At 59.3% G+C, this 19,513-nt stretch carries 18 protein-coding genes and 1 tRNA gene; 4 read left to right on the top strand and 15 right to left on the bottom strand.

Annotation, left to right across the window (positions count from 1 at the left end; genetic code table 11):
* Positions 1-11 precede the first annotated feature (11 nt).
* From ACUY2T_RS02905 to rho, 10 genes are all read right to left on the bottom strand, one after another.
* Positions 12-830 carry a F0F1 ATP synthase subunit delta gene (locus ACUY2T_RS02905; RefSeq protein ID WP_293789793.1) on the bottom strand — a complete coding sequence of 273 codons (819 nt, stop codon included), beginning with the start codon at positions 828-830 and terminating at the stop codon, positions 12-14.
* Between the two features lie 5 nt (positions 831-835).
* Positions 836-1,396: a F0F1 ATP synthase subunit B gene (locus ACUY2T_RS02900; RefSeq protein WP_005292982.1), complete on the bottom strand. Its 561-nt coding sequence runs from the start codon at positions 1,394-1,396 to the stop codon at positions 836-838.
* A gap of 69 nt (positions 1,397-1,465) precedes the next feature.
* Entirely contained in the window at positions 1,466-1,708 is a 243-nt protein-coding gene (locus ACUY2T_RS02895) for an ATP synthase F0 subunit C (protein ID WP_005292984.1), read from the bottom strand.
* Positions 1,709-1,801: 93 nt separating this feature from the next.
* Positions 1,802-2,602: a F0F1 ATP synthase subunit A gene (gene atpB / locus ACUY2T_RS02890; protein WP_293789779.1), complete on the bottom strand. Its 801-nt coding sequence runs from the start codon at positions 2,600-2,602 to the stop codon at positions 1,802-1,804.
* 358 nt (positions 2,603-2,960) lie between these two features.
* The gene (locus tag ACUY2T_RS02885; RefSeq protein ID WP_448307506.1) at positions 2,961-3,458 is read right to left on the bottom strand and encodes a hypothetical protein; all 498 of its coding nucleotides are present in this window, start codon (positions 3,456-3,458) and stop codon (positions 2,961-2,963) included.
* A gap of 5 nt (positions 3,459-3,463) precedes the next feature.
* Positions 3,464-4,636 (bottom strand): MraY family glycosyltransferase, encoded by a 1,173-nt coding sequence (locus ACUY2T_RS02880; RefSeq protein WP_448307505.1) that lies wholly within the window; start codon positions 4,634-4,636, stop codon positions 3,464-3,466.
* On the bottom strand, positions 4,636-5,295 hold the full coding sequence (locus ACUY2T_RS02875) for an L-threonylcarbamoyladenylate synthase (RefSeq protein ID WP_293789771.1): 660 nt from the start codon (positions 5,293-5,295) through the stop codon (positions 4,636-4,638). The genes ACUY2T_RS02880 and ACUY2T_RS02875 overlap by 1 nt, the downstream gene beginning before the upstream one ends.
* 55 nt (positions 5,296-5,350) lie before the next feature.
* On the bottom strand, positions 5,351-6,265 hold the full coding sequence (locus ACUY2T_RS02870; RefSeq protein ID WP_448307504.1) for a N5-glutamine methyltransferase family protein: 915 nt from the start codon (positions 6,263-6,265) through the stop codon (positions 5,351-5,353).
* A gap of 25 nt (positions 6,266-6,290) precedes the next feature.
* Positions 6,291-7,367, bottom strand: coding sequence for a peptide chain release factor 1 (gene prfA, locus ACUY2T_RS02865; RefSeq protein ID WP_293789765.1), 1,077 nt, complete (start codon positions 7,365-7,367; stop codon positions 6,291-6,293).
* A gap of 3 nt (positions 7,368-7,370) precedes the next feature.
* A complete protein-coding gene (rho, locus tag ACUY2T_RS02860) occupies positions 7,371-9,098 on the bottom strand; it encodes a transcription termination factor Rho (protein WP_448307503.1) in 1,728 nt (575 codons plus the stop codon).
* A gap of 288 nt (positions 9,099-9,386) precedes the next feature.
* On the opposite strand from rho, the gene ACUY2T_RS02855 reads away from it, so the two are divergent.
* Together ACUY2T_RS02855 and ACUY2T_RS02850 are read left to right on the top strand one after the other, a co-directional pair.
* The gene (locus ACUY2T_RS02855; RefSeq protein WP_448307502.1) at positions 9,387-11,057 is read left to right on the top strand and encodes a long-chain fatty-acid--CoA ligase; all 1,671 of its coding nucleotides are present in this window, start codon (positions 9,387-9,389) and stop codon (positions 11,055-11,057) included.
* A gap of 66 nt (positions 11,058-11,123) precedes the next feature.
* Positions 11,124-11,807 (top strand): DedA family protein, encoded by a 684-nt coding sequence (locus tag ACUY2T_RS02850; protein WP_448307501.1) that lies wholly within the window; start codon positions 11,124-11,126, stop codon positions 11,805-11,807.
* On the opposite strand, the gene thrB is transcribed toward ACUY2T_RS02850, so the two are convergent.
* From thrB to argS, 5 genes are all read right to left on the bottom strand, one after another.
* The gene (gene thrB, locus ACUY2T_RS02845; RefSeq protein WP_293789754.1) at positions 11,804-12,730 is read right to left on the bottom strand and encodes a homoserine kinase; all 927 of its coding nucleotides are present in this window, start codon (positions 12,728-12,730) and stop codon (positions 11,804-11,806) included. The two genes, ACUY2T_RS02850 and thrB, sit on opposite strands and share 4 nt — an antisense overlap.
* On the bottom strand, positions 12,730-13,803 hold the full coding sequence (gene thrC, locus ACUY2T_RS02840; protein ID WP_448307500.1) for a threonine synthase: 1,074 nt from the start codon (positions 13,801-13,803) through the stop codon (positions 12,730-12,732). The genes thrB and thrC overlap by 1 nt, the downstream gene beginning before the upstream one ends.
* A 151-nt stretch (positions 13,804-13,954) precedes the next feature.
* Positions 13,955-15,280, bottom strand: coding sequence for a homoserine dehydrogenase (locus ACUY2T_RS02835; protein WP_448307499.1), 1,326 nt, complete (start codon positions 15,278-15,280; stop codon positions 13,955-13,957).
* Between the two features lie 123 nt (positions 15,281-15,403).
* Positions 15,404-16,819 (bottom strand): diaminopimelate decarboxylase, encoded by a 1,416-nt coding sequence (lysA, locus tag ACUY2T_RS02830; protein WP_448307601.1) that lies wholly within the window; start codon positions 16,817-16,819, stop codon positions 15,404-15,406.
* Between the two features lie 131 nt (positions 16,820-16,950).
* Positions 16,951-18,621 carry an arginine--tRNA ligase gene (argS, locus tag ACUY2T_RS02825; RefSeq protein ID WP_448307498.1) on the bottom strand — a complete coding sequence of 557 codons (1,671 nt, stop codon included), beginning with the start codon at positions 18,619-18,621 and terminating at the stop codon, positions 16,951-16,953.
* Between the two features lie 128 nt (positions 18,622-18,749).
* Here argS and ACUY2T_RS02820 point away from each other — a divergent pair.
* Positions 18,750-18,822 (top strand) — tRNA-Arg (locus ACUY2T_RS02820).
* A gap of 197 nt (positions 18,823-19,019) precedes the next feature.
* Positions 19,020-19,508 carry a hypothetical protein gene (locus ACUY2T_RS02815; protein WP_448307497.1) on the top strand — a complete coding sequence of 163 codons (489 nt, stop codon included), beginning with the start codon at positions 19,020-19,022 and terminating at the stop codon, positions 19,506-19,508.
* Positions 19,509-19,513 lie beyond the last annotated feature (5 nt).

The following is a 19,513-nucleotide window of genomic DNA, read 5'->3' as shown; positions in this document are numbered from 1 at the left end:
TTATGACGCCCTTAAGCAATCGACTGGCGCAGGCGCCGCAGCTGTCCTGCAGTGCTGCCGTCGATAACTTCGTGACCGACGCGGATTACGGCACCGCCGAGGAGGCTGGTATCAACCTCGGAGTGGACCGCAATCTTGCGACCGTAAATCTTTTCCAGCTTGTCCGACAGAGTCGACTTCTGCTGTTCACCCAGGGCAGCTGCAGAGCGGACACGCGCAACGGTGCGTCCTTCCAAAGCAGCTACCTCCTCAGTCAACGAGTCAAGCTCCTCGACTGGGCGCTGGCGGAGGCGACCGATCGCCTGCAGTGCCAGAGCCTCCGTCGTGGAGGTGACCTTTCCGTACAGGACCTTAGCCAGCAGATCTCGGCGTGCATCCGAAGATGCAGCACGGTCGGCCAGCTTCAGCTCTAGCTCCGGCTCACGCTCGATAATTCGAGCCAGCTGGAACAGTTCGTCTTCAACGCGATCCTGTTGTCCCTGGGCGTCGGCGGCGCGCAGCAGGGCCAGGCGGCCCAGCTTCACAAGTCCGTCGCGCAGGTCACGGGTGTTGGACCACGACTGGGATACAGCAGCAGACACGATTTCTTCCGTCGAGGCGGATACCTTTCCACCGAGCAGGCGCTTGGCCAGCTCGACGCGGGTGTTGGCATCCCTCGCCGGGTCGATCAGCGCGACACGCAGGCCGCGGTCACTGTCGAGCAGTTCAACAACATCGAACAGCTCGGTGCCGGTGGTTACACCGGTGCCCACTTTGTCGGAGGTCTCGTTCAGACCCTGATCCAGGGTCTTCTCGAGGCGCTCAATTGCCTCTCGGCTCGCTGCGTGCATACCGATCACTTCCCGGATGCGCCGACGTTGTCCAGTCCGGCGAGGAAGTTATCGATGGTGCCCGAGCGCTTTACGTCGTCCGACAGCTGCTCGCCCAGCAGGCGCTCAGCCAAGTTGATGGAGTTCTCACCCATCTCCTTGCGCAGGTCGGTAACAACGGCGGAACGCTGTGCTTCGAGCTGCTTGTGGCCCGACTCGACGATACGGTTGGACTCTTCGGTTGCCTGAGCCTTCATGTCCGCGATGATCTTCTGGCCCTGAGAACGGGCGTCATCACGAATCTGTGCAGCCTCAGTGCGTGCCTCAGCGAGCTGAGCGTTGTACTTCTCCAAGGCAGCCTTAGCTTCTGCCTGAGCGGACTCGGCACGCCGAATGCCGCCCTCGATCTGATCCTCGCGCTGATTCAGCACTTCCTGGAACTTCGGAAGAACGAACTTCCAGAAGACAAACAGGATGACTGCAAAAGGAATGATGGACCAGACGATGTCGTACAGCGGAGGAATGAGCGGGTTAACCGACTCCTCCATTGGCAGCTTCTCAGCTGCTAACAAAAAGGTGTTCGTCATAGTCTCCAGCTTTCGATTCTGGTGCGGTGGTTAGAAAGTGCTCTTAACGAGCGGCCAATCGCACTGAAATTAGAACAGGAAGCCGGCGACGAAGCCGATCAGAGCCAGTGCCTCGGCGAAAGCGATACCCAGGAACATGGTGGTGCGCAGCTGGCCGGCCATCTCAGGCTGGCGAGCCATAGCCTCTGCGGTCTTACCTGCAACGTTGCCCACACCGATAGCGGAGCCGATAGCAGCCAGGCCGTAGCCGATGGTGCCGAAGCCCTGGAACTTGGTGGTGGTGTCCTGCGCGATGAGGAAGATGTCGTTCATTTGGTTTCCATTACCTTTCTGAGAACCGGCCGGTTGCAGCTTTTCTGTTTTTGTTGTCCGGCCTGGTCATTTTAGTACTTAAAAAGGGGCGAATTAGTGCTCGTCCGCATGGAGGGACAGCTCGATATACACGGCGGTCAGCAGGGCAAAGATGTATGCCTGCAAGAAGATCACCATGAGCTCGAACAGGGTGAAGGCGATCGCGAAGAGGATCGTGCCGCCAGCAACCAAGCTCCAGCCGCTCATCTGCCAGAAGAAGAAGTTCGTAGCAGTGAACAGCATGACGAGGATGATGTGTCCAGCCAGCATATTCGCCATAAGACGAATGGTAAGCGTTACCGGACGGAGGACGAATGTGGAGAATGCCTCAATCGGCGCCACGATGAAGTGGAGCCATGTCGGCAAACCAGGAATGATCAGCGAGGACTTGACGTACTTGCCGAAGCCGTAGCGCTTCACACCCGCGTAGATGAAGGCAATGTATGCGACAACAGCCAGCACCAGGGGTAGACCCACGCGAGCGCTGGCTGAAACATTCATGAACGGGATGATCGTCGACATGTTGACGGCAAGAACGGTGAAGAAGATAGAGGCGATGATCGGCAGGAACCGGCGCCCTTCCTTCTTGCCCAAGATATCCTCCGCGATGTGAATTCGAACGAAGTCCAAGAAGAGCTCAGCAACGTTCTGAACGCCACTCGGAATCAGCTTCGGCTTCCGCATTGCAAAGAAGAAGAATGCAGAAACCAGCAGAATCATCACAATACGGATGACCATGAGGCGGTCGAGCGCGAACGCTCCACCGGCAAACTCACTGAACCACAGGTGGTTGCTATCCACTTGCCCCGGGAAGAATTCGTGCTCCAATGAAGGCGGGTGGAATTCGCCCTTCATGGCCAAGGTTGTTACGCTCAGCGTTCTCTCCCGTGATTGGGCCGCAAGATTGCATGGAATCACTGCGGTGCGATGGAGGTCTCTTTTCGAAGAGTTAGGCCGATAATTAAGGGACTCCGTCGCACGTCCCTACAGAATCAGCCGGTGCCGTATCTACTGTTCACACATACGTGTGCCAATAAAAGGCCCGCTAAGACAATATCAGTATTGCTTCGCGAATCGCTAAGTGAAACGCAGCGCGGGTCCCCCCACTTGGTCGTGCTTTTCAACGTTTTTGGAGCAAGAATCATTTGCGGCCTACTCCACACTCCCCCTCTCCAGCTTTTTAGCTGAAGGGGCGCATTGAGCGCCCTACTCCCTAGCTAATGTACAGCTTTTGAGTGCGGGTAACTGCCAGCGTCTCAATGACTAGCACGGCAATCATGCTGAGCATAACGGTCACGGCCAGTGCTGGCGTGTCGTAGAAAGTCTTGTCTTTAAGGAAGAACAGGATTCCCAGCAGTGCCGCGGCCTTAACCAACCAGCTTCCCAAGATCAACCCCATCGTGGCAGAGGGCGACGTATTGGAACTCACCAACACAATTACAACGGTCATCAGCATAAACCCGCCGCCGACCAACCAACCGATGCCGGCTCCCCACAAGCCTGCTGTACCGCTAATCAGCCCCCACACCAGGAGGGACACCACACCCAGAGCCAGGAGAACCAGCACTCCAGCACGCATCGCAGCTTTCAGCGGCGCGACGTGGTCTTCCACTTGGGATACATCATTTAGTTCGGGTAGCTCTTTGGCACCGTTGTGCCCAGCGTCCCCAGTGTTCCCAGCGTTCCCAGTGTTCTCAGTCGCATCACTCATGGCGATTAGCTTACCTGAGCAGTGTTTGACTTCCGATTTGCTCGCCGCAGTGGAACGACCGTTGCCGAAATGGCGATAATCACCAGCATGCTAAAAGAAATCGCCATGACAGGCAGAGGTAGAACGGTCAACCCCACGGCACCGAATGCCACTACCCCAACCCAGGTGTACAAAACCAACACCACACGCTTTTGAGTGTGGCCAATACTAAGAAGTCGATGGTGTAGGTGCTTCTTGTCCGGGGAGAAAGGACTCTTGCCCTTCGACACGCGGCGCACCACCGCCATTACCAAGTCCAGCAATGGAATGGATAGTGCTGCCAGCACCACAATCATGGGCGACAGTAGCGCCATCATATCCGCGGGTCCATAGAGCGCAGCGTTGATCCGCCCAGATGCGGAAGTGCAGGCCGCGGACAGCAACAAACCAATCAACATTGCCCCGCTATCTCCCATAAAAATGCGAGCTGGTGAGAAATTGTGTGGCAAAAAGCCCATGCAGATACCGACTAACGCCGCAGAAATAATCGCCGGTGGGTATGCCGCCACTGTGCCACTCTGGTCATGCAGAATGGTCAACGAGTAAATCAGAATAGTTCCCGCTGCAATTGCTCCCAGTCCGGCGGCTAATCCGTCCAGCCCATCGACGAAGTTCATTGCGTTCACAATTGTCACGGTCAACAGTGCCGTCAGAATCGTAGACTGCACTTGATCCAGAATCAGTGTGGTGCCGTCGCCAAAGGGCACGTAGAACAGGTACCAACTGAGCCCCATCAAGCTCATCACCACGGCACCCACGATTTGTCCGCCCAGCTTCAAGACCCAAGAGATGTCATAGAGGTCATCGACCACACCAACCACAACGATCACAAATGCGGCTATCAACACCGCCGTCATATCGGGTGTCACGGGTGGAAATCCGCGCGTCAACGCAGGTAGCTGATTGGCCACAATCACTGCCACAACCAGGCCCGTAAACATCGCCACACCACCTAACCGGGGCATGGGGACTGTGTGCACATCACGCTGGCGCGGGGCGGCCATGCGTCCATATCGCAAGATCAACGACCGCACTGCACCGGTTACTAAGTAAGTAACTGTGCAGGCAACGAGAAGCACCAGCACCAACTCGCGCAGGGGAATTCCTGCGCCGATGGCCGGCTGGGCGAGCAATTGCATTAAATCTCTCCCCGCAGCTCCATACTGCTCATCCCCAGCACCTCTGCTACGCGCTCGGTGGTGGCAGCTCCTTCGCGCAGAATACGCGGTCGGCCAGAGGAAAGATCCACAATAGTGGATGCCACACCGTGGTGCGCTTCCCCACCGTCGATGTAGGTGGTCACGTCCGCACCCAGCTGATCTTCCGCCATCTGCACATTCGTAGCCGGCGGCTGACCCGAAATATTGGCACTGGAGACGGCCATGGGGCCAGTTCGCTCCAATAGTTCAAGTGCGATCGGCTGGTTGGGCATGCGCAACATGACTGTGCCGCGTGTGTCGCCCAGGTTCCACGGGAGGCTCGGAGCCTGGTGCACAACCATGGATAGCCCGCCCGGCCAGAAGGCCTCCACGAGCTTGCGCATGTTATAGGTGTATTCGCGCACGAGCCCCTCGATGGTGGTCCAGCTGGGCACCAGCACGGGAACTGGCATGTCGGGGCCGCGTCCTTTGGCTCGCAGGAGTGCGGATACAGCCTCGTTGTCGAAAGCGTCGCAGCCAATTCCGTACACAGTGTCGGTCGGCAATACGACCAGCCGCCCACCCTTGACCGCATTCGCCGCGGTTTCGATCGCGGCCTCTCGGTTCTGCGGATCGGTTGCGTCTACGGTTCTCGACATTGCAGCCCTTTCTTGCTTATGAATTACGTGCTCTACCTTAGCCCCATCGTCCGAACTATTGCGGCAGCAGGGCGGTTACGAAGCGTGGCCGACCTGCCAAGTCGCGGTGTTGAGTAACTTCTTGCCACCCACGGCGCTGCATCATCTCTGCTACTTGTTCGCCGTTGGAGTCATCGTGTTCGATGCCGACGCCCCCACCTCGCCGTCCCAGCGCCTCAGCCCACAACAGCACCCGGGGCATGAGGTCCAGCCCGTCTGGTCCGGAGAACACGGCTGCGTGCGGATCGGCAGCGACTTCTGGAGTGACGTGTGTAGATTCCGGCACATAGGGCGGATTGCACACCACAACATCGGCAGGTGCGTTGGCACCCCACCCGAGCTCACAGGCTTTTGCAAACGCCTCGGGATCGTCGGCTGCCAGATCTGCTTTAACAAAAGTAGCGTTTACCTGCGGGATCAACCGTGCATTCTTTTCAGCCAAGCGCAGAGCGCGATCCGAGATATCTACGCCCAAAAGGGAGATGGGGGCGTCATAAAGAAAAGAAGCCCCAAGCCCCAGCGTGCCAGGCCCGCAGCAAAGATCAACCACGCGCGGCGCGGGGTGGTTCGCAAGGGAGCGCGCGGCCCATTCGGCTAGCAGCTCGGTTTCGGGGCGGGGTATAAAGCAGCCCGGCTCGGCAAAAAGATCCACCCCGCAAAAGGGAGCGGAGCCGACGATGTGTTGCAAGGGCTCACGGGAGGCGCGACGAGCAACCCACCCCGCATAGGCGGCGGGTGCTGGTTCATCGGAGCGGAGGAAGAGGGTGCCCGGATCCACTGCGGTGCGGGGGCTATTGTCCGTAGCGGGCTCGGCCAGCAGATAGCGCATCAACAGGCGCGCGTCGACCACGGCAGAATCGATCCCCGCGGCGTGGAGCTGCGCGGTGGCCTCGCGGATTGCCTCGTTGATATTCACAAGGTTGATATTCACAAGCTACCTGCGCTGAGGACGGAAGCTAGTCTTCCGCCTCGAGGCGGCGTGCGCGGTCGGCTTCCTTCAAAGCCGCAAACAGTGCTTCCAGGTCTCCGCCCAAAACGGCGTCCAGGTTGTTGGCTTTGTAGCCAATCCGGTGATCGGACACGCGCGACTCTGGGAAGTTATAGGTGCGGATGCGCTCGGAACGATCCATAGTGCGGATCTGTGCAGCGCGACCCTCAGCTGCCTCTGCCTCAGCTTCTTCTTCCCTCATCTGCTGCAGACGCGCAGCAAGCACCTGCATCGCACGAGCGCGGTTCTGGATCTGAGAGCGTTCCTTCTGACAGGTCACCACAATATTGGTCGGCAGGTGGGTGATACGCACGGCGGAGTCCGTGGTGTTCACGCCCTGGCCGCCCTTACCGGAGGAGCGGTAGACGTCTACGCGGATGTCCTTCTCGTCGATCTCCACGTCCTCCACCTCGTCGGGTTCCGGGTATACCAGCACGCCCGCAGCGGAGGTCTGAATGCGACCCTGCGACTCTGTGACGGGGATACGCTGCACGCGGTGCACGCCGCCTTCGAACTTGAACTCGGACCAGGCACCGTCGCGGGACGGCTGCTTGGAGCGGATCGACAAGGTCATATCCTTCACACCACCCAGGTCGGTCTCATTGAGTCCAAGAATCTCGGTGCTAAAGCCATGGCGCTCTGCGTAGCGCTGGTACATACGCGCAAGCTCACCGGCGAATAGTGCGGCCTCTTCGCCGCCGGCACCGGACTTGATTTCCATGACGATGTCGTCGCCATCGTGCGGGTCACGCGGCGCCAGCAGGTCAGTCAGCTGTTCCTCCAGCTGTCCGATTTCCTGTTCCAGGCGCTTAGCTTCCTCCGCGAATTCCTTATCCTCGGACGCCATCTCGGAGGCTGCTTCATGATCTTCTCGTGCCTGTTCGAGCTTTTGGTGCGTCTGGATGATCGGCTGCAGCTCGGAGAAACGCTTGCCTACCTTGCGAGCTGCCGCCGGATCGTTGTGCAGCTCGGGGTCGCCCAGCTGCATCTCTAGCCCCTGGTACTCAGCCAGGATGTCATCGATGACTGATGGTGATTGGCTCATGGTTTAATCCTCCTCGTCCTCGCCCGCCAGAGGCGCGGAGCTAGCAACCTGCAGCATGAACTCCCGGTTGGTCTTGTTCTTACGCAGCTGCTTGATCAGCAGGTCGATGGCTGCTTGCGGGTCCAGCGCCGAAAGAATGCGGCGCAGCTTGTGCATAATGCGCGCCTCCTCCGGGCTGAGCAGCAACTGGTCCTTGCGGGTACCCGACGGGTTGACGTCCACAGCCGGGAAAACTCGACGCTCGGCGATCTTGCGGTCCAGCTTTAGCTCGGCATTGCCGGTGCCCTTGAATTCCTCGAAGATCACCGTGTCGCCAGCAGAGCCGGTCTCCACCATTGCCGTGGCAATGATGGTCAGGGAACCGCCGTTTTCGATGTTTCGAGCCGCTCCCAGGAAGCGCTTCGGTGGGTACAGTGCATTGGAATCCACACCACCGGACAGGATGCGTCCGGAAGCTGGCGAAGAGTTGTTGTACGCACGACCCAAACGGGTGATGGAATCCAGCAAAAGAACAACGTCCTTGCCCTGCTCGACGAGACGCTTTGCGCGCTCAACAGCTAGCTCCGCAACGTTGGTGTGCTCTCCCGGCGGGCGGTCGAACGTCGAGGCGATGACCTCGCCCTTGACGGATCGCTGCATGTCCGTGACTTCCTCGGGACGTTCATCGACCAGCACAACCATCAGGTAGCACTCGGGGTTGTTTGTAGAGATCGCGTTCGCGATGTCCTGCAGGATCGTCGTCTTACCAGCCTTCGGTGGGGACACGATCAATGCACGCTGGCCCTTACCGATCGGCATGATCAGGTCAATCACGCGAGTCGTCAGGATCTTCGGGTCGGCCTCCAAGCGCAGTCGCTGGTTTGGATACAGCGGAGTGAGCTTCGCGAAGTGCGGGCGTGCCGCCGCCTGCTCCGGGGTGAGTCCGTTAACGGTCTCCACCTGGTAGATCGGCGTGTACTTCTGACGGTTTCGACCGCGGCCGCCACCGTTATTGTTGTTGTTCTTCGGACGAATAGTGCCGGTAATCGCATCACCGTGACGCATTCCGTACTTGCGCACCGTGTTAATCGGCACGTACACGTCGGTCGAGCCTGCGTGGTAGCCGGTGGTGCGGATAAAGGCAGTATTAGCATCAACGAAATCGAGGATGCCGGCGACCGGCGTCAGCTCTTCCGGCTTCTGCTCACGGTTGTTGCCGCCGTTCCCATTGTTATTGCCGTTACCGTCGCCACCGTTATCGCGGCTATCACGGTTATCCCGGTTATCTCGGTTATCACCGTTGCGGTTGTTATCCCGCCCACGGTTACGGCGATTACGGCGGTTACGGCGATTACGGCGGTTTCCGCGATTGTCCTCACGGCCACCGTCGCGCCCACCGTCACGGTCGCGGGAACGAGCTTCGCGCTGCTCCGAACCCTGCTGATCACTTTGCTGATCGTTCTGCTTAGTTTTCTCTTCGGCGTTCTCGTTGGCCTGGTTGTCTTCTTTGTGACGCCCCTCCGACGCCTCCACAACCGGCTCTTCCTTGGGCTCGCGCACCTTCGTCGGTCGAGATGCTGACGCAGCTCCCCCACCGCTGCCAGCGGATTCAATAGCGGCAATGAGATCGCCCTTGCGGAGACCAGAGGTACCCTTCAGCCCCTGTGCCGCCGCGACCTGGCGCAGCTCCGGCAACTTCAACGAGGCGAGGCCATTGGCTTGGCCACGAGCCAAAATATCGGACAGGCTCACAAAAGTCCTTTCACGTCTGATGCTTTCCATGACCCTTCAAAAGCCTGCGAAGCCCCAGGATCGGCCAGACATGCGTGTTCGACAACAGTTTTAAATTTAACCCAAAGATTGCGGGAATCTTCTAGAAAGATTGCCACCTCAAAGTCCCAAAATGTGACTGGCGGCGGGTGTAGCGCGGGGTGGCGTCGTAAAGAAAGAAAAGTGGAGAAAACGAGCCTCGCATCCGGCTTCCGTTGCTTACAATAGCACCTCCCCCACGCCCTGCACCTAACAGCTAGGCTGAAACGCATGAAGTCGACAATGCAGGAGATCCCGCTTTCCGTAGCCAGGATTCTGGAGTACGGCGCCAGTGTTCACCGAAATACGTCTGTGACCACGTATTTTGATGAAACTGCGGAACAAACCAGCTTCCTGCATATCGGCATCCGCGCCGCTGCCATGGCCAACATGTTCCGTGACGAATTTGGCATCCAGCAAGGCGAGCGTGTGGGAACCGTCCTGCCCAATTGCACCGAACATCTTGAGATCATGCTGTCGGTCGCGTCTATGGGAGCGGTTTTTAGCCCCATTAACCGGCACCTTATGGGCAGCCAGATCACGAGCATCATCAATAAATCCGCTCCACGCGTCCTGGTGATCGACGTCACTTGCAGCGAACAGATCGTGCCCATCCTCGCAGACTGCCCTTGTGTGGAAGCTGTACTTGTCATCGGCGCCGACCAAGCCCCTACTACTACGGTGCAACAACTCATAGAGGAACTGGGTCTGCGCAACGAACGCCATCTGCGCGTCCTCAATCTGGAAGCCACCTTGGACGGACGCAGCGCCGACTTCGACTGGCCAGCTATCGAAGAGACCGACCCCGCGGCGATCTGCTTCTCCACCGGCACTGAAGGCCCGCCGAAAGGTGTGGTGTACTCCCACCGAGCACTATGGCTGCATTCGATGCAACTGCGCGCCGCCGATAGCTTCAGTATCCGCAACGGCACCAGTTTCCTGTGCGGCGTACCGATCTACCATGTGCTCAGCTGGGGTGTGCCGCTGGCTGCGTTTATGGCAGGCGCCCCCATTGTGTTTACCGGCCATCGTGCCGACCCGGAGCACATCGCGCACGTTGTTGAAGACGCGATGCCACGCCAGGCACACGGTTCCCCCGCCGTTTGGACTGGCCTGCTGGTGCACTACACCAAACACCAGCCGAAGAAGATGAGTCTGCAGGAGATCTACGTCGGTGGGTCGCAGGTTCCCCCGGCTCTCATCGACGCATGGGAGGAACGCTTCGGTGTGGACATCGTCCACGCCTGGGGCATGACCGAAACAGGCCCTGTGGGCACGGTCGCCCACCCTCCGGCAGGCGTAGCCGGCGCCGCACGTGCCAAATATCGCGAAAGCCAGGGTCGCTTCCATGCAGGTATGCGCTATCGCATCGTCGACGATGACGGCAACGAGCTCGAAGCCCATGACCGTAACTCCGGCGAGCTTCAGGTGCGCGGCAACACCGTGACGGGATCCTACTATGAGGACGATAGTCCTCGTTTCACTCCCGATGGCTGGCTCCGCACCGGAGACATCGCCACGGTAAACAAGGATGGTTACCTGACGATCCACGACCGCAAAGCCGACATCATCCGTTCCGGTGGTGAGTGGATCTACTCTGCGGCACTCGAAACCTACCTTATGGAACCGGCCGCTGTAATCGAGGCGGCGATCATTGGCATCCCCTCCGAAAAGTGGGGGCAGCGTCCGCTGGCAGTGGTGGTACTGGCCGACGGCACCCCCTGGAGCGTTGACACTGCTCAAGAGCTAGCCGACGAACTGCGACAACGTGTTCCAGGTTGGATGGTGCCGGAGAACTGGACCTTTGTTGAGCACATCGATAAAACCAGCGTGGATAAGTTCGACAAAAAAGATTTGCGCCGCCACTTCCGCGAAGGGAAGTTCGACGTCATCACGATTTAGGCGGAGCATAAACCTCACAGCTCGCCTTTAACTATTGCAGATAAAAATAGAGTAGCGTCTCTTTGCATGACCGATGTAACTGTGATGGCTCTAGGGCCACAGTGGCTCGACCCGATGCACTTGCTATCGGGTTCTGGCCCCTTCGGCGCGGCAATCCTGCCCGCTATTTTTGTGATTATCTTCATCGAATCCGGCTTGTTTTTCCCATTCCTGCCGGGCGATTCTCTGCTTTTCACCGCTGGGTTGCTGGCCAGCCAGCCCGATGGTTTTGCACCACTTTGGCAGGTGCTGCTTATCACCCCAATTGCAGCAATTTTAGGTGATCAGGTGGGCTATTGGATCGGCCACCGCTTCCACCCCGCACTGCGCAAGCGCAAGGATGGACGCTTCTTTAAGCAGGAGCACCTACACCGCTCCGAGGAATTCTTCGCCAAGTACGGTTCGATCACAATCATCCTGTGCCGCTTTGTCCCCTTTGTGCGAACCTATGCCCCGTTGGTGGCCGGAATGTCGGGTATGCGCTACCGGACGTTCATTGTCTTCAACATCATCGGCGGTGTGCTGTGGGCCAGCGGCATCGTCTACCTGGGATCCCTGCTTGGCGGCGTGGAGTTCGTGCGGAACAACATTGAGGCCATCTTCCTCGGTCTCGTTGCGTTCTCCATCGTTCCGGCGCTGTTTGGCGTCGTGCAAAAGAGCCGTAGCGAGAAGAAGCAGACTGCCCTCGCCCCGGCGCCGGCTAATGACTAGCCGGTAACGTCCACCTCAACTGGGCCGGCGACATCTAGCTCTAGAACCTTCATTCCACGCCCCCGAGCTTCCTCCACAAGTGCGTTATCCACCCGCTCGGTACTGAGCACCAGAATCGTCGGGCCTGCACCGGAAAGAAATGCCGGGTACCCCAGGTTTCGCAGGCGGTTCACCCACTCTGCGGTCACTGGTAGCACTTCAGCGCGGTACGTCTGATGCATACGGTCACGGGTGCCCTCCCACAGCAATTCCGGATCGTCGCGCAGCGCGACCGTCATAACTGCAGTGCGAGAAACATTGAAGCGAGCATCCACGTGGCTGATATCGGACGGCAGGACGCGACGAATCGCCTCCGTCGACGCATGGAAATCCGGGATGAACGCAGTGGCCTTGATATCCGGGTGTACGTCGATTCGGCGGGCGTGATACTCCGGCGCAGAAACCCCGTCGATGGGAGTATTCGTCCACGAGACGACACCGGCACCCAGCACGGAAGCACCCGCGTTATCGGGGTGCCCTTCAAAAGTCGAAGCGATCTGCACCTGCGCTTTGTCGTCCAGGGTAAAGCCAGCCAAACCGTTGGCTGCGGCCACACCAGCTGTAGCGGCAGCAGCTGAGGAGCCCAAGCCGCGAGACTGTGGGATGGAGTTAGTGCAGCTCACACGTAGCCCCGGAACCGTTACGTCCGCTTCCTTCAATGCCGCCCTGAGCGCACGAACGACCAGGTGGCGCTCATCTAAAGGCACCTCGCCTTCGCCTTCGCCGGTAACCTCAACGACCAGGCCGGACTCAATGACCTCGGCGGTCACATAGTCGTATAGCCCAAGAGCTAAGCCCAGCGTGTCAAAGCCTGGCCCCAGATTCGCGGTAGAGGCGGGAACCTTAACGGTGGCCTTGCGGCCAACCGGGATTTCGACGCCCATTACTTCAGCCCCAGCGCATCTGCAACGGCATGCGGATCTACGTCGGTGACGGTGGGATCCGGCATCTGGGACAGAGCAGTCGTCGGATCCTTCAGGCCATGGCCGGTGACGGTACACACGATGCGCTGGCCAGCAGTCAATTCACCATTGGCATGTGCGTCCAACAGTCCCGCTACGGACGAAGCGGAAGCCGGCTCAACGAAAATGCCCTCACGGCCTGCGATCAGGCGATATGCCTCGAGAATCTGCTCATCGGTCTGGGCGCGGAAATCGCCGCCCGATTCTTCCTTGGCTGCTACTGCTTGCTGCCAGGAAGCCGGGTTACCGATGCGGATCGCGGTTGCGATCGTCTCCGGCTCCAGCACTGGCTCGCCCTTCACCAGCGGGGCGGCTCCTGCGGCCTGTACGCCCTTCATCACGGGGCGTTGGGTGGAAACGCCGTCCTCGGCATACTCGGTGTAGCCCTTCCAATATGCGGTGATGTTGCCTGCATTGCCGACCGGCAGGAAGTGGACATCGGGGGCGTCACCAAGGCAATCGACGATTTCAAACGAGGCGGTCTTCTGTCCCTCGATGCGCATCGGGTTCACAGAGTTGACCAGAGCGATCTCTGGGAACTCGGTGGTCGTCTTGCGAACTAGCTCCAGGCAATCATCGAAGTTTCCGCGGATCTGGATGATCTGCGCGCCGTGCATCACGGCCTGTGCCAGCTTGCCCTGGGCAATCTTGCCCTCGGGGATCAGCACGGCGGACTTGAGGCCAGCGCGGGCAGCGTATGCGGCTGCGGAGGCGGAAGTGTTGCCTGTCGAGGCGCACATCAGGACCTTCTGCCCCTTGTGATAAGCATCGGTCACGGCAACGGTCATGCCACGATCCTTGAAAGAACCCGTTGGGTTGGCGCCTTCGATCTTCAGGTACACTTCACAGCCGGTCAGTTCCGACAGGTGGTTCGCCCGCAGTAGCGGGGTGCCGCCTTCGTTGAGGGTCACCGGCTCCCAGTCCTTCGCGAAAGGCATCCGATCGCGATACATGTTGATCAGGCCGGTCCAATGGTTCAGAACCTTGTTAGTCATGAGTTCCCTGTCGTCTCTTCCCAGTTGTTGCTACTTTTAGAAGCTCTACTTTATTGCCACTGTAGTGCCACAAAGGCGTGCGCAAGCACACCTTTGGTTTTTGACACTGCGTTTGGGGTTAGCGCTAGGGGCTAGCGCTTCAGACTTGTGGTTAGCCTTCCATGCGAATAACAGAATCGATGGCCTTGACCGCCTCCAGTTTCTTCAGCTTGGCAACGGTCTCCTCCAGGTCGCGCTCCTTTGCGCTGTGGGTGATCACAACGAGGCGCGCACCATTGTTGAGTCCTTCTTGACGCACCGTCTTCAGCGATACGCCCTTGTCCGAGAACACGGAGGCCACCTCAGCCAGCACACCCAGACGATCATCGACCTGCATATCAACGTGGTAACGGGTGCGAACTTCACCGAAATCAGCGATGGGCAGGGAGGCATAGGTGGACTCCCCTGGGCCGCGACCGCCGAGCACGATGTTGCGGGCCACGGCCACAACGTCACCCAATACAGCCGAGGCAGTCGGACCACCGCCGGCACCGTTGCCGTAGAACATCAGTCGTCCAGCGGACTCGGCCTCGACGAAGACTGCGTTGTAGGACTCAGCAACGCTGGACAGTGGGTGCGAAATGGGGATAAGCGCGGGGTACACGCGCGCGGAAACAGATTCCTGGTTTTGATCGTCCACGAGGCGCTCACAGATGGCGAGTAGTTTGATGGTGGAGTTCGCAGCCTTTGCGGCTTCGATGTCGGCAACGGTGATGTTGCGGATACCTTCCGTATGCACGTCCTCACCGGAGACGCGGGTGTGGAACGCCAGGGAAGCCAGGATAGCGGCCTTGCTGGCGGCATCGAAGCCGTCGACATCTGCAGTCGGGTCGGCTTCCGCATATCCCAGCTCCGTGGCTTCCGCCAGCATCTCGTCGTAGCTGGCACCGCGGCTGTACATTGCGTCCAAGATGAAGTTGGTGGTGCCGTTGACGATGCCCATGACCTGGTTAACCTTGTCGCCAGCCAGGGAGCGGCGCAGCGGGCCGACCACCGGGATGGCCGCGGCGACGGCAGCTTCAAAGAACAGATCCACACCGGACTCGTCTGCGGCGGCAGAGAGCTCATCGGCGTGAGCGGCGATGAGAGCTTTGTTTGCGGTAACCACGGACTTACCAGCGCGCAGCGCTGCTAGCACTACCTTGCGCGGATATTCAATGCCGCCGATTACCTCGATGACGAGATCGATGTCCTCACGGTCAACGAGGGAGAGTGCATCATCGGTTAGCTTTTCCGGATCTACACCCGGGCGCGGCTTGGCTAGGTCGCTGACAGCGATGCCACGTACTTCCAGCTTTCCACCAATGCGTTCGGCGAACTCATCAGCGCGCTCCTCCAAGAGACGTAGTACCTCGGCGCCGACGGTGCCCATGCCCAGCAGAGCCACACCAACGGTCTCGCCAATTCCCTTGCCTGGCTTGAATTTCTGCTCGGTCATGTCGCTCCTTTGTGGGGTCTCAGTCGAGTTCTGTCGGTAATTTTCCTTAGGTTATCGCACCAATCTACCGCGCGACTAGACAAAGCTGTCCATTACCCCTATTTTACCTCTCTTAGAGGGGGTCTACTCCTCCAAAGACAGCACGTCATCAATGGTTTCGCGACGAATCATCAAACGCGCTTCACCGTCTGCAACCCGTACCACCGGAGGCCGGGTCATCATGTTGTAGCGGGAGGCCATCGCATAACAATAGGCTCCCGTTGCACCAATCATCAGCAGGTCACCGGGGCGCACGTCCTCTGGCACCAAAGCGTCATTGACCAACACATCACCGGATTCACAGTGAGAGCCCACGATACGCGTCGGCAACAACTCCCCCGCGACCTCCCGGTTCGCCACGCGGCAATCATATTCGGCCTGGTACAGGGCCGGACGGATGTTATCGCTCATGCCACCGTCGACGGAGATATAACGACGGGAAATCCCGTCCGCCACCTCAACATCCTTCACCGTACCCACGCGGTAAAGGGTAATCATCGACGGTCCGGCGATCGCGCGTCCCGGCTCCACGTTAAGGGTCGGTTCGGGCACACCGGCCGACTTCGCCGCTTCGCACACCTTGCTCTTAAGCTCGGACGCCACCTCTTCAACGTCGAGAGCCTCATGATCCGGCATATAGGCGATACCGTAGCCACCACCGAGATCGAGGGTATCCAGCACCGTAGGGGCGTCCGACCCCACGACCCCCACACCGCGCGACGGGTCGACAGCATGATCGTCGTGCAAGGTCTTAATGGAATCCAAAAGCTGCTTCCACAGCCCCAAAAGGCGCTCGGCGGCCAGAGCGAAACCAGCGGCTTCAAAAACCTGAGAGCCTACATGGCAGTGCAGGCCGCGCAGGCGCACGCCGTCGGCGGTATGGCAGGCCATGGCCGCATGGTGAGCCGCGCCGGAGGCAAGAGAGAACCCGAACTTCTGATCCTCGTGACTAGTGGCGATGAACTCGTGGGTATCGACGTGCACACCCGGAGTTACGCGTACTAGTACGTCCTGGGCCTTGCCCAGTTCGCCTGCAACGGCGGACAAAGACTCAATTTCTTGTAGCGAGTCTACGACGATCAGCTCCGCACCTTCGGAAACCGCCAGTCGCAGAAACTCCGGGGACTTGTTGTTGCCGTGGACAGTGATGCGTTCAGCTGGGAAGCCCGCAGCCAGTGCCACCTGGAGCTCGCCTAAAGAGGCGACGTCGAGGGACAGCCCCTCATCCATCACCCAGCGGGCGACCATCTTCGACAGGAACGCCTTGGACGCGTAGTGGACGAAGCGCCCTCCGCCGAATGCCTTGGCCAAGCGGCGACAGCGGGTGCGGAAGTCTTCCTCGTCCATCACGAAAGCCGGAGTACCGAAGGTTTCCGCGATATCGGTGATCGGCACGCCACCGATGGTGACCTCGCCTGCCCGCTCCCCCGCCGTCTCGCGGCGAAGGGTCTGCGGGTAGACGTGCGCTGGGATCGCGTTGAACTCCGCGGTGTTGGCGATGCGACGGCGCAGTCGTGTGGAGTTCAGGTGAGTCTCCGGATCCAAAGGATTCTCCTAGGTGAGTTGAGTGTGTGTTGGGTGCTGACGTGAGGGCGTCAAAAAGGAGGCAGCCGTCCTCAGTGCGCTCTGGTCTACATGCGCTCCGGGGCAGACACACCGAGCAGCTCCAGCGCGTTGGCGAGAGTCTGGCGAGCCGCAGAGGCCAGGGAGAGGCGAGCGGCGAACAACGCCTTGTTCTCTGCAACGGTCTGCTCGTCGTCGCTGGGTTTCGGCAAGATCTGGCAAGCGTCGTAGAAGCGGTGGAATGCTCCGGCCAGCGCCTCCGCGTAGCGGGCCACACGGTGGGGTTCGCGCAGCTCCGCAGCGGTCTTCACGACGGCCGGGAACTCACCCAAGGTACGGATGAGGTCGCCCTCGCGGTCATGCGTTAGTAGGGCTAGATCGGCGCCTTCACGGGTGACGCCGAGATCCGCTGCCTTGCGTCCCAGGGAGCACAGGCGAGCGTGTGCATACTGGACGTAGAACACCGGGTTGTCGTTGGACTGCGAAGCCCACAGATCCATATCGATATCCAAGGAAGAATCGACGGAGCTGCGGATCAGCGCATAGCGGGCGGCATCCACGCCGATGGCCTCCACAAGGTCGTCCAAGGTGATGACAGTGCCAGCGCGCTTCGACATACGCACTGCCTTTCCATCCTTGACGAGGTTTACCAGCTGACCGATGAGCACCTCGACCTGCTCCGGGTCGTAGCCCATGGCGGCAGCTGCTGCGCGGAGACGGGCGATATAACCGTGGTGGTCGGCGCCGAGCATGTAGATGCATAGATTATGGCCACGGTCGAACTTGTCGGCCACGTAAGCGATATCACCGGCGATGTAGGCCGCGTTGCCGTCGGACTTGATGACCACGCGGTCCTTGTCGTCGCCGAAGTTGGTGGAGCGCAGCCACCAGGCACCGTCGGCTTCATAAAGGTTGCCGTTGTCCTTGATCTTCTGGATCGCCGCTTCGACGGCGCCGGACTCGAACAGGGAGTTTTCGTGGAAGTACACGTCGAACTCCGTACCGAACTCCGCCAGGGTGCGCTTGATATGGGCAAACATCAGGTCCACGCCCTGGGAGCGGAATAGCTCCTGTGCGTCCTCTGCGCTGAGCTGCTGCCAGTCGGGGTTTTTCTCCACGATCTGCGAGGCAATGTCCTGAATGTAGTCGCCGCCGTATCCGTCTTCCGGGGTAGGTTCGCCCTTGGCGGCGGCCAGCAGGGAGCGGGCAAAGCGGTCGATCTGTGCGCCGTGGTCGTTGAAGTAGTACTCGCGGGTAACTTTCGCGCCGCGGGCGGTTAGCACTCGTCCCAGCGCATCGCCCACGGCGGCCCAACGTGTGCCACCCAGGTGGATGGGGCCAGTTGGGTTTGCAGAGACGAATTCAAGGTTGATGGCGGTTCCGGCGAACTCATCGCCGTGGCCGAAATCTGCACCGCTAGCGAGGATCTGCTCGACAATCTTGCCTTGTGCAGCAGCGGCCAGGCGAATGTTGATAAAGCCTGGGCCTGCAACGGTGGCCTCGTCGATACCGTCGTGGCCGGCGAGGGATTCCGCGAGCCAAGTACCGAGCTCACGAGGGTTCGTACCGGCCTTTTTGGCGACCTGCATAGCGATGTTCGTTGCGTAGTCGCCGTGCTCCGGGTTGCGTGGGCGTTCCACGGTAGCGCCTTCCGGCACCACGGAAGAATCCAGGCCGTGGGCATCCAGGGTCGTGCGGGCAGTTTCGGTAATCAGTTCAGACAATTCAGCAGGAGTCACAGCATTAAACACTAGCAGTGGAGTCGAGCCGCTCACGCAGTGGTGGAGGTGATTAAACTACTGCCCTATTGCAGTGCTAGACTTTCAACCCGTATTGACGTGAACTTAAAGTGAACCGCCAATACGACGCCTTCGTAGCTCAGGGGATAGAGCACTGGTTTCCGGTACCAGGGGTCGTGAGTTCGAATCTCGCCGAGGGCACGTTGTAAAGCCTCGGGACATCGCTTTTGATTTTGTTCCGAGGCTTTTGCTTTTGGATTGCCCTAGTGGAGGAAGTTACGTTTTCCGCTTTAACCGGGGCAGCGTCATGGCTTTAACTCCGGCGAGGATATGGCCACGATGATCCGCATGCTGGGTATTCTTAAGAAAATTCTTTTTATTTCTCAAGGAGATCGACCATGCGCCGCGCGAGTACTTTCGCTCTGGTTTTAACATCCGTCCTTGCCCTGTGTGGTTGTGGTTCCGGCGGGGATGACTCAGGGGATGTGCAGACCACTACCGTAACTGCGTCCCCAGAAACCACGACAAGTACGTCCAAAACGAAGAGCTCAGAAGCTAAATCCCCCACCCCCACTCCGGGCGGTCCACAGCAAAAGACGACCACGAACGGTGAGGCTGTCATTGGGCACACTGAAGCTCCAGGTCAGGCTGCCCCTTCAGTAATGAACAAGACAATCGCATCCTGTGGCGATCCCTCACTTCACGAAACTGGCACAACATTCTTTACCGATGGGACGTCAGGTTGGACTCAGACCTGTGCCAACAAAATGATGGCCGCTCGTCCCGCCGAGCCGGCTCCCGCCCCAGGCGATTCCTATTACGAGGGCTACAACGATGGCTATAGCGACGCACAGGACTACGACTACGGGTACGAGGAAGGCTACTGAGAGAA

The sequence above is a fragment of the Corynebacterium sp. 22-2729 genome, assembly GCF_053479475.1.
The sequence above is the reverse complement of the archived record's forward strand: the minus strand, read 5'-3'. Positions and strand labels throughout refer to the sequence as shown.